The sequence below is a fragment of the Marinobacter sp. bablab_jr008 genome (assembly GCF_016464145.1).
GTDB classification, from domain to species: Bacteria; Pseudomonadota; Gammaproteobacteria; order Pseudomonadales; family Oleiphilaceae; genus Marinobacter; species Marinobacter nauticus.
This window is the reverse complement of record NZ_JACDWW010000014.1, coordinates 1-520: the sequence shown is the minus strand read 5'-3', so window position 1 is coordinate 520 and position 520 is coordinate 1. Positions and strand designations below refer to the sequence as shown.

General features: G+C 57.9%; 1 pseudogene. It reads left to right on the top strand.

Annotated features, from left to right (window positions below):
• Positions 1 to 112: 112 nt before the first annotated feature.
• A pseudogene (locus JIF53_RS00290) lies at positions 113 to 520 on the top strand (IS1380 family transposase); the annotation flags it as partial.

The window sequence follows — 520 nt, the reverse complement described above, 5'->3', positions numbered from 1 at the left end:
CCTGAATCCGTGACTTCAACGAGCTGAACTCACGCCCAAAGCCTGCAATAACAAGGCTTGGAGCGATATAATAGCATCTGACATCCATTCACCCAGTCAGTGCTTTCGGCTCATGCGTACCTTCACTCTCCAGCAATCCCGAACCGAAGTCTATACACCCAACGGCGGGCTGGCCCTGGTCGGTCATTGCCTGAACCGGCATACATCGCTTACCAAAACCGCCCGCACCGTCGCCAAGCGGCACGGCATTCCGAACATTGAACTGATCCGGACCTATCTTGGCCTGATCACGCTGGGCAAGAGTGACTTCGAGGCGGCCGAGCCGGTGCGAACGGACCCATTTTTCAAGTCTGCGCTGGGCATCAAGCAGTCGCCATCCTCGGCCCGGTTGCGCCAGCGATTTGATGAAGACGCTCAAGGCCTGACACCCCTGCTGGACGATGCCAGCGTCGAGTTTCTTCAGTCCGTCGAAGCTCCGGTGTCACCTCTGGCGATGGGCCACGTTGCGCTGGATATGGAT